Origin of the sequence: Neobacillus drentensis (genome assembly GCF_036966985.1) — a bacterium.
GTDB lineage: Bacteria > Bacillota > Bacilli > Bacillales > Cytobacillaceae > Neobacillus > Neobacillus drentensis_E.
Window position 1 is genome coordinate 1 of sequence record NZ_JBALSN010000493.1, and the last position, 8,677, is coordinate 8,677.

Genomic DNA, 8,677 nt, shown 5'->3' on the forward strand with positions numbered 1-8,677 from the left:
CCTAAAATTATTTGCCGTTTGATGTTCACCTTCCCTGGGGTAAAGTAAAAAAAGTTTATACCTTCTGCTTTTGCTACTACGGCATAAGCATATGCTTTCTTTACATTACTTGGATCTCTACGGTGATGAAGCATGCCAATTAGTGTCATTTTACTTCTCTACCACCTCTCCAATTTCTTTTCTAAATAAAAACCTCTTTTTTCATAATACTCATGATATTTCACTCTGAATTTTTAAATGGGGTCAAGGTAGAAATTCACCCTGCTTGCAGCTCTTACGGCCATTCTTTTCGCTTCTGTTTTTACATCTGAAGATGCCAGGACGTATCCGCAACGATCTCCCATTGATAATGGCGGACGCACGATCTGTCCTTGTCGGGGTTTGATATATACCTCTTCTACACCGGGAAATTGAGAGGCGAGTTCTTTCCCCGTTACCTTAATTAATTTTCCTCTAGAATCAACTGTTAAATAATGAGCGTATACATACTTACTGTGTTTTCTAGTGAGACGTGGCTCATTTCCTAACATTAATTGAATGGTTTCCTCTACTAGATTAATTCCATATCCTACTTCAATAATCCGATTCATCGCACCACCTGAGATCCTTGGATTAATTTCTATTAATTTCCATATACCATTTACTAAGCGCATTTCAAGGTGACAGGCACCATTTTTCATTTCAAACGCCCTTAAAATGGAACTTACTGTTTGATGAATACTTTCGTACATTCTTTGATTGATATTTGGCAGCAAACAATATCCGGTTACGATAAATCGTTGTGAAAAAGTAATCTCTTGTTCGATGACCGCGACGATATGAACTCTTCCATTGTGTACTAAAACTTCAATTAAATATTGGGGTCCTGTTAGATACTCTTCTAGTAAAATCTGTTCATTTTTCTTTCGTAATTCTTGTATGGCCACCTTCAGCTGGCTCTCGTTATTAGCTAGGAGAACATCTTTTGAGCCGGCAGATGCGGGAGACTTTAGAATAAGAGGTAAATAGTCCTTTGCTTGACTTATAAATAACTCTAAGGGGTAATCTGGTGTATAAAGAGCATAATAGGGAGAATTTGGGTGACCTTTGAGAAGTTCACGAGTTAGAACTTTATTTTCCATTTTTAAAATGGAGTCTGTAGAGACAACACTTTTACAAAATTCTTCTGCTAATACTGCTGCTAGATGAACGTAAGAATGTACAAAACTAAAAATGCCTTTTATTTGTTTTCCTTGTTTTTGTAGAATCCTGACATTCTTTTTTAATTCATCATAATTGGATAATTCCACTAAAATCATTTGATGGACTTCGGGAAATTCCGTTCTTTGCTGAATGTACTTTTGTCTATTGGTGAATAACACCGTAAAATAGCCGAGTCGCTCCGCTGCTTTTATGGCTTCTCTGCTAGATCCAGATTTATTCGTTTCAATAAATACAATAGTTCGCATAAGCTTTGTCATCCTATCTTTGAAGGTTTTTTAGTGAAGGATGTAGCTTTACCAGTTTTATTCTCAAATATCTGATAAGTACATTTTATTATATTGTCATAGGACAAGAGTGGTCTGGACAAACGTCATAATTCTTAAGACAATTAAATAAAAAAACAAAAAAAGATGTCACATATTTTATAGGACTAATATGTGACATCTTTTTATTTTATTTATTTGACCTTTAGATCTTGATAATTGTACAGGTCTTTTTTATTGTTTATTCACCTAAGTCAACATTGTGATACACTTGTTGAACGTCTTCTAAGTCTTCTAATACATCAATCATTTTCTCGAATTTAGCTTGTGCGTCTTCTGGAAGTGTCACTTCGTTTTGCGGAAGCATCGTTAATTCTGCCACCGTAAACTCCGTAACTCCTGCATTTTTAAATGCCTCCTGCACCGCATGGAACTGTTCTGGATCAGCGTAGACAATCACAGAATCCTCTTCTTCAATAATGTCTCGTACATCGACATCAGCTTCCATTAGTAATTCAAGCACATCTTCCTCGTTTTTACCTTCAACACCAATAACCGCCGTTGCATCGAACATATAAGCCACAGAGCCGCTTACGCCCATGTTCCCGCCGTTTTTACCAAATGCAGCACGTACATCTGATGCGGTACGGTTTACGTTATTTGTTAAAGCATCAACGATAACCATTGATCCATTTGGTCCGAATCCTTCATAACGAAGTTCGGAGTAGCTTTCCTCTGATCCGCCTTTTGCTTTTTCAATCGCACGGTCAATAATGTGTCTTGGTACATTATATGTTTTAGCACGCTCGAGCACGAATTTTAATGCCTGATTGGATTCAGGATTAGGTTCGCCCCGTCTTGCAGCCACATAAATCTCAACTCCGAATTTAGCGTAAATACGGCTTGTATTTGCATCCTTTGATGCTTTCTTTTCTTTAATATTATTCCACTTACGTCCCATTCTGAACACTCTCTTTCCACTTTTGAATCTCTATCATTGACAAATAATATTATACCTTAATTGCATCATTTGTTAAGAGTCTATTAAGCAAAATCGTGTAAGAAGTTGATTTTAGTCCCATTTAAACGACAAAAAGAGGTCGAACCTTCATATTCGACCTCTACAAATAGTATGGAACTATACCAACATTTGAAATAGAGTACTATCCTTATTGACTTCACGATATAAAAATCCTTTTGCTTTAATGCGTTCGATCAATGGAGAATAATCTCCTTTATCCTTTAATTCAATCCCTACCAAAGCCGGGCCTGTTTCACGATTATTCTTTTTCGTATATTCAAAATGGCTAATATCATCGTTTGGACCAAGAACATCTAGTAAAAATTCTCGTAAGGCACCTGGACGTTGCGGGAAATTGACAATAAAATAATGCTGCAATCCTTCATAAATTTTTGAACGCTCTTTAATTTCCTGCATACGGCCAATATCGTTATTTCCACCACTGACGATGCAGACGACCGTCTTGCCTTTAATTTCTTCAGCATACATATCCAAGGCTGCCACTGAAAGTGCTCCAGTTGGTTCTACAACAATTGCATTTTCATTGTATAAGGATAATAGTGTCGTACATACCTTGCCTTCTGGAACGACAAGAATATCATCAACGATCTCCTTACAAATGTTATAGGTTAACGTTCCGACCGTCTTTACCGCTGCCCCATCCACAAATGGATCGATTTCTTTTAATGAGGTCACTTCCCCTTTCAAAAAGGATTCTTTCATGCCTGGAGCACCCTGTGGCTCTACACCAATTAATAATGTTTGAGGAGAATAGTGTCTTAAGTACGTCCCAACTCCGGATAATAGACCTCCTCCGCCAATAGCGGCAAACAGGTAATCAATTTTTTCCGGGCAATCATTGAGCAATTCAACGGCCACCGTTCCTTGTCCGGCAATCACGTCAGGATCATCAAAAGGATGGATAAAGGTACGATTTTCTTCCTTACTGCACTCGATTGCTTTTTCATAGGCATCATCAAAGGTATCTCCAACCAAAACAATCTCAACATCTTCTTTGCCCCAAAATTTAACTTGGTTTACTTTTTGCTTTGGTGTGGTACTTGGCATAAAGATTTTCCCATGGATATTTAAGAGATGACAAGAATAAGCAACCCCCTGTGCATGGTTACCTGCACTTGCACAAATAATTCCATTCTTTAACTCATCCTGATTGAGTTTTTTGATCCGATTATATGCCCCGCGGATTTTAAAGGAACGAACGCTTTGCAAATCCTCTCGTTTTAAGTAGACATGGCAGCCATATCGTTCTGATAACAAGTGATTGTATTGCAGGGGAGTTGGTGCAATTTCATCCTTAATGTTATGGCTGGCAATAATAATATCCTCTACATTAAACACTTTCTTATCAACTTGCTGATTCATCTTACTTTACCTCCTAGTTTTTTGCATCCATAAAGAAAATTTAATAAGTTCATCTACTATTTTTAAACACAAAAAACTCGTCCCCATAGTATAGGGACGAGTGAACTCGCGATACCACCCTACTTCCGCAGCAACCAACACTACGGCTCTCGATCAACGTACCACACGGGTACGCGTTCCATTGTAACGGCGGACATTCCGGTCTAGCTTACGTAAAGTTTCAGCTACACATCTCCGAGATGATCTTCGAATAGGTCCTGACATCGACTTTCAGCAACTGTCGACTCTCTGTAGAACAAGGGCTTACTCTACTCTTCTCATCATTGATTCATCTTCAATTTTTTATAAGGTTACCACTGAAAAAATAACCTGTCAATATTTTTTGACTATTTTAATTATTTTGTTAATTATAAAGCGCTTACATCTGTTCAAGCCACTTTTAACACTGTTATTACCTTATTTTTTATATTTGATTTCGCCACCGACTATCGTCATTTCAATCTCAGTGTTGAGTAACTCGTCGGGTTGATCCATTGTAAATAGATTATTAGAATAAACCGTGAAATCGGCGAACTTCCCTCTTGAAATGGATCCCTTATGATTCTCTTCATTTGTAGCGTATGCGCCTCCAACCGTGAATAATTTAACGGCTTCAAGCATAGCGAGTTTTTCTTTCGCATTCCAGCCGTCATGAGTATCACCAGGAGTTCTACGGGTTACGGCAGCATGTATACCAAGTAATGGATCGACCGGTTCAATGGGTGCATCGGACCCTCCAGCACACAACACGCCTGAAGAGAGTAATGTTTTCCATGCATATAAATATTGCTCGCGCTTCTCTCCGACTCTTTCTTGCACCCATGGGTAGTCCCCAACCACAAATCTAGGTTGAATATCGGCAATTCGGCTTGTGTCTCTCAAGCGCTGAATTAAATCTTCACGAACTAGGGACGTGTGGATGATCCGATCACGGTATTTCACTTTAGGGAATTGATCAAGTATATCTAGAACATTTTCCAATGCCTTGTCGCCAATTGTATGAACAGCCAGTGGCATGGAGTGTTCGCGGATCTCTTTCATCACTTGATAAAGAGTTTCTTGGTCATACATTGCGTCACCATACTGGCCGGGTTGATCGTTGTAAGGCTCCGACAGCAGGGCCGTTCTTCTTCCAAAAGCCCCATCAGCAAAAATTTTAATCGCCCCGATTTGTAAGTTCCCATTTCCAAAGCCGGCAAACATCCCTCTTTCCTTCAACTGATGAAGATAGGGATAATCAATGAGCAGGTTACAACGTAAACCTTGGCCTTCATGGTTAATTAATTCGTCATACATTTTATAGGTTGAATCCAGACCGCCTAAATAAGCAGGATCGTTAGTATGCACACTTGTTAATCCCTTTTTGACCGCAAATTGCATCGCTAACTTCAAACCATCCTTCAACTCTTGATAGCTTCTCTCTGGTATGTATTTTGTAATCAGTTGGGATGCTGATTCGAGCAGTAATCCTGTTGGTTTTTTGGTCCTGGTATCAAGAACAACTGATCCTCCAGTTGGGACCGGGTTAGATTGATGATACTCACTCATTTCCAAAGCCTTGCTATTTACTAAAAAGGCATGGTGACAGATCCGCTTTAGATAAACTGGACAGTGTGGCGCCGCGTGGTCTAAATCTTCAATTGTCGGAATGTTTCCTTCTGTAAATAGATTTTCATCCCAGCCCATTCCAATCATCCACTGACCGGGTGCAACTGTATTTGCCTTGTCTCTAATTTTACCTAGCATTTCGCTTTTCGATTTAACCCCTGTTAAATCAAGATCTAAAAAGTTGAATGCCACACCTGAAAGATGCAAGTGGCTGTCGATTAATCCGGGCGTTACCATTTTTCCTTGTAAATCGACGATATTTGAGCCGGTTCTGCCCCATTGTAAGATCATTTCTTGGTGTGATCCAGTATCTAGAATTCTCCCATTCTCTACCACTACTGCTTCTACGTTCGGCTGTCCGGAGTCAAACGTGTAGATGGCTCCATTTGTAAAAATAGTTCTTGTCATATTAGGCCTCCATACTAAGAATAACTTTTTCTTTTATTATAATCAGTAAGCCGACAGCAAGATAGACTATTTAATGTTAGTCCTACACTGCACTGTCGGCTAATCTGGTATTGGGATTGATCCCATAATTATGATGAAACATGCGAACCCAATATGCTAGTTATCTAATCGCTAAGGTTTCATTTTTATAGACCAAGTTTCCACCTATAAATGTCTCGATAACCTGAATCTCATCTATCTTTTCCTGATCTACTTCAAAAATATCCTGATCTAGTATGATGAAATCTGCATGATATCCTGGTGCCAACTGTCCCACTTTCGGAATGCGGGTGATTTCTTGAGCCGCTCTAGTATAAAGGATAATGGCTGTTTCTAAATCTACTTTTTGTTCTTGGCCCGTGTCCGTCCCGTCATACGCCAAGCGTGTAACAGCAGCTTTTATCCCTACAAATGGATTCACTGGGTCGGCCCAAGCTGTTGCAGGAGCATCAGACGAAAAAGCAACTTTGATTCCTGCTTCTAACATCGACTTTACTGGATAAGTTTTTTTTGTGCGCTCAGCACCCAGGTTATTATGGTAGCTTTCAATTTCCGCAAACAAGAAGATTGGCTGGGTAACAAAAGCAATTCCTGTTTCCGCTGCACGTTGTAATGCTTGCGGTGTTGGCATCGCCGCATGTTCAATCCTGATGGAAGGGGCATCTGTAAGCCAACCCTTTTTTCCATAAAAAGTGTCCACGATGAAATCAATCGCCTGCTCACCCATGGCATGGACCACTAATTGAAGATTGTTTTGCTCTGCTGCTTTTCCCGCTGCCAATAATTCTTCTTCGGTCGTCATTTGGATTCCATAATTCTCCCCTTCACCTAAGAAAGGTGGATTTACCCATGCAGTTTGGCCGGATACACTTCCATCAGAGAATAACTTAACCCCACCAATATGGATTTGGTTTTCTAAGTTCGTTTTTTCTTTTTCCAACATCGGACTCTTCTTTAAATCTTCCCAAATATAGTAGAGTGCCGAACGCTGCTTTAAGCCTTTTTTAACGGCAGTATTATACATTTCTAAATAATCAGTGGGTTCCGTTCTGCCCATCGCATCTGTTATGGCAGTAATTCCATGTCCGAGCAGCACATCACTTAACTCAGCCAGTAATTCAGCGTTTTCTACGAGAGTTTTGACCGGCATGATCCGAGTGACAAGGTCTTTGGCATTTTCGCGTAAAATCCCCGTAGGCTCACCGTCTTTATCCCTGTCAATCTGGCCACCTGGCACGTCAGGTGTTTTTTTAGTAATTCCTGCTAATTCCAGTGCTTTACTGTTTACCACAACAATATGAGCGCACGTACGTGTAATAATAACAGGAACATCTGCAGCAGCTTGATCTAAATCCCATCTTGTAGGTGATCGTCTTTCTAATAACTTTCCTTCATCATACCCCCAACCCTCGACCCACAGATCTTTGCCTTGGGCCCCGCGCAAACTTCGGACTTGTTTAATTAAATCTTCAATGGAATTCACAAGTGGTGGGGTGCAAGCAATTTGTTTGGCTGCATTCGCTAGGTATAATGGGTGCAAATGTGCATCTATTAATCCAGGCAGTACTCTTTGTCCTTGTAAATCAACATAATCTCCGTCTATTTTACCTAAATCTGCCTGGCAGCCAATCCATACTACCTTACCATCACGTACTACCATTGCATCAGCATATGGCTTTTCCTGGTTAGCTGTAAAAATTTTTCCATTTATATAGGTACACTGATTCATCTCATTGGTCATATTATTCTACTTCCCTTCTATTAATCTCTCAAGTTGTTTTAATTCAACAATGAATTGGTTTTTAAGCGCTTAAATCGAATTTTGTATCCTGTTTTCTAGCCATAGTCCTATGTAGCAGTGCACCGCCGATAAAACCGATGATTGCTGGAAGAATCCAGGCGAACCCATTACCGCTAAGCGGAATCATTGTTATGAAATCATTCGCCAACTTTACATCTAATCCATAGGCTCCTAACGTTTCAAATAAACTAACGGAAATCGTTAATAGGACGGCCCCCTTATATGCCCCAGCATTCGGGATATATTTACGAAATACGCCAAGGAAAACGATTACAATTGATACAGGATAGAGTCCTAAGAATAGAGGAAGTGCAAAGTTAATAATTTTTTCAACACCTAGAAGTCCAATTGAAACACCCGAAATACAAATGACTAGAACCCAAATCCGATAGCTTATTTTATTTTTAGTCAGATGACTAAGGAAATCTGCAATGGATGCCGTAATCCCAATTGCGGTTGTAAGGCAGGCCAAGGTGACAGCGACAGCCAAGAAAATCGTCCCATAATTTCCTAGTAAACGGTCCACTAAACTAGTTAATAGAGCGGTGCTCTCAATATCTTTTGGAAATTGACCAGCACCAGTTGCACCAATGTAAAGTAAGCCTCCGTAAACAACTAATAAACCCACACCTGCGATAATCGTTCCGTTAATGGCAACCTTTCTAACGTTAGCCTGATCCTTGTAGCCCTTATTAATTACTGCTCCGATAAATACGGATGCACAAAGGAGACCTGTAAAAAGGTCACCTGTCTGATAGGCACCTGTAAATGCGTTAGAAAATGAGTTTGGAAGATTGGTATCGATTGGTGTGCCAATTGGATCGAATGTTCCCTTAAAGACGATGAATAGTAAAATCACTAATAAGGCCGGTGTCAGCATTTTTCCTACTTTATCAATCATATTGGACCGAT

The 8,677-nt window shown here is 39.8% G+C and carries 6 protein-coding genes, 1 pseudogene and 1 other annotated feature; all 7 genes and pseudogenes read right to left on the bottom strand.

The annotated features are described in order from the left end of the window. Positions 1-158 (bottom strand): annotated as a pseudogene (locus V7659_RS32190) (YheC/YheD family protein); the annotation flags it as partial. A 75-nt stretch (positions 159-233) separates the two neighbouring features. Further along, positions 234-1,448, bottom strand: a complete 1,215-nt coding sequence (locus V7659_RS26215) for an ATP-grasp domain-containing protein (protein ID WP_335543032.1) — start codon at positions 1,446-1,448, stop codon at positions 234-236. A 259-nt stretch (positions 1,449-1,707) separates the two neighbouring features. Then, positions 1,708-2,427 carry a YebC/PmpR family DNA-binding transcriptional regulator gene (locus tag V7659_RS26220; protein WP_335543033.1) on the bottom strand — a complete coding sequence of 240 codons (720 nt, stop codon included), beginning with the start codon at positions 2,425-2,427 and terminating at the stop codon, positions 1,708-1,710. A 177-nt stretch (positions 2,428-2,604) separates the two neighbouring features. Further along, positions 2,605-3,870 carry a threonine ammonia-lyase IlvA gene (gene ilvA / locus V7659_RS26225; protein WP_335543034.1) on the bottom strand — a complete coding sequence of 422 codons (1,266 nt, stop codon included), beginning with the start codon at positions 3,868-3,870 and terminating at the stop codon, positions 2,605-2,607. A gap of 89 nt (positions 3,871-3,959) precedes the next feature. Next, positions 3,960-4,203, bottom strand: a binding site (T-box leader). Between the two features lie 123 nt (positions 4,204-4,326). After that, complete coding sequence (locus V7659_RS26230) at positions 4,327-5,925, bottom strand: amidohydrolase (RefSeq protein WP_335543035.1); 1,599 nt, start codon at positions 5,923-5,925, stop codon at positions 4,327-4,329. Between the two features lie 160 nt (positions 5,926-6,085). Continuing rightward, positions 6,086-7,705 carry an amidohydrolase gene (locus V7659_RS26235; protein WP_335543036.1) on the bottom strand — a complete coding sequence of 540 codons (1,620 nt, stop codon included), beginning with the start codon at positions 7,703-7,705 and terminating at the stop codon, positions 6,086-6,088. 61 nt (positions 7,706-7,766) lie between these two features. Continuing rightward, the coding region (locus tag V7659_RS26240; RefSeq protein WP_335543037.1) for a branched-chain amino acid transport system II carrier protein at positions 7,767-8,677 on the bottom strand (911 nt) is incomplete at its 5' end.

Coding starts and splice junctions, on each gene's coding strand:
- V7659_RS26215 (WP_335543032.1), bottom strand. CDS start 1,448: ATGCGAACTATTGTATTTATTGAAACGAATAAATCTGGATCTAGCAGA.
- V7659_RS26220 (WP_335543033.1), bottom strand. CDS start 2,427: ATGGGACGTAAGTGGAATAATATTAAAGAAAAGAAAGCATCAAAGGAT.
- ilvA (WP_335543034.1), bottom strand. CDS start 3,870: ATGAATCAGCAAGTTGATAAGAAAGTGTTTAATGTAGAGGATATTATT.
- V7659_RS26230 (WP_335543035.1), bottom strand. CDS start 5,925: ATGACAAGAACTATTTTTACAAATGGAGCCATCTACACGTTTGACTCC.
- V7659_RS26235 (WP_335543036.1), bottom strand. CDS start 7,705: ATGACCAATGAGATGAATCAGTGTACCTATATAAATGGAAAAATTTTT.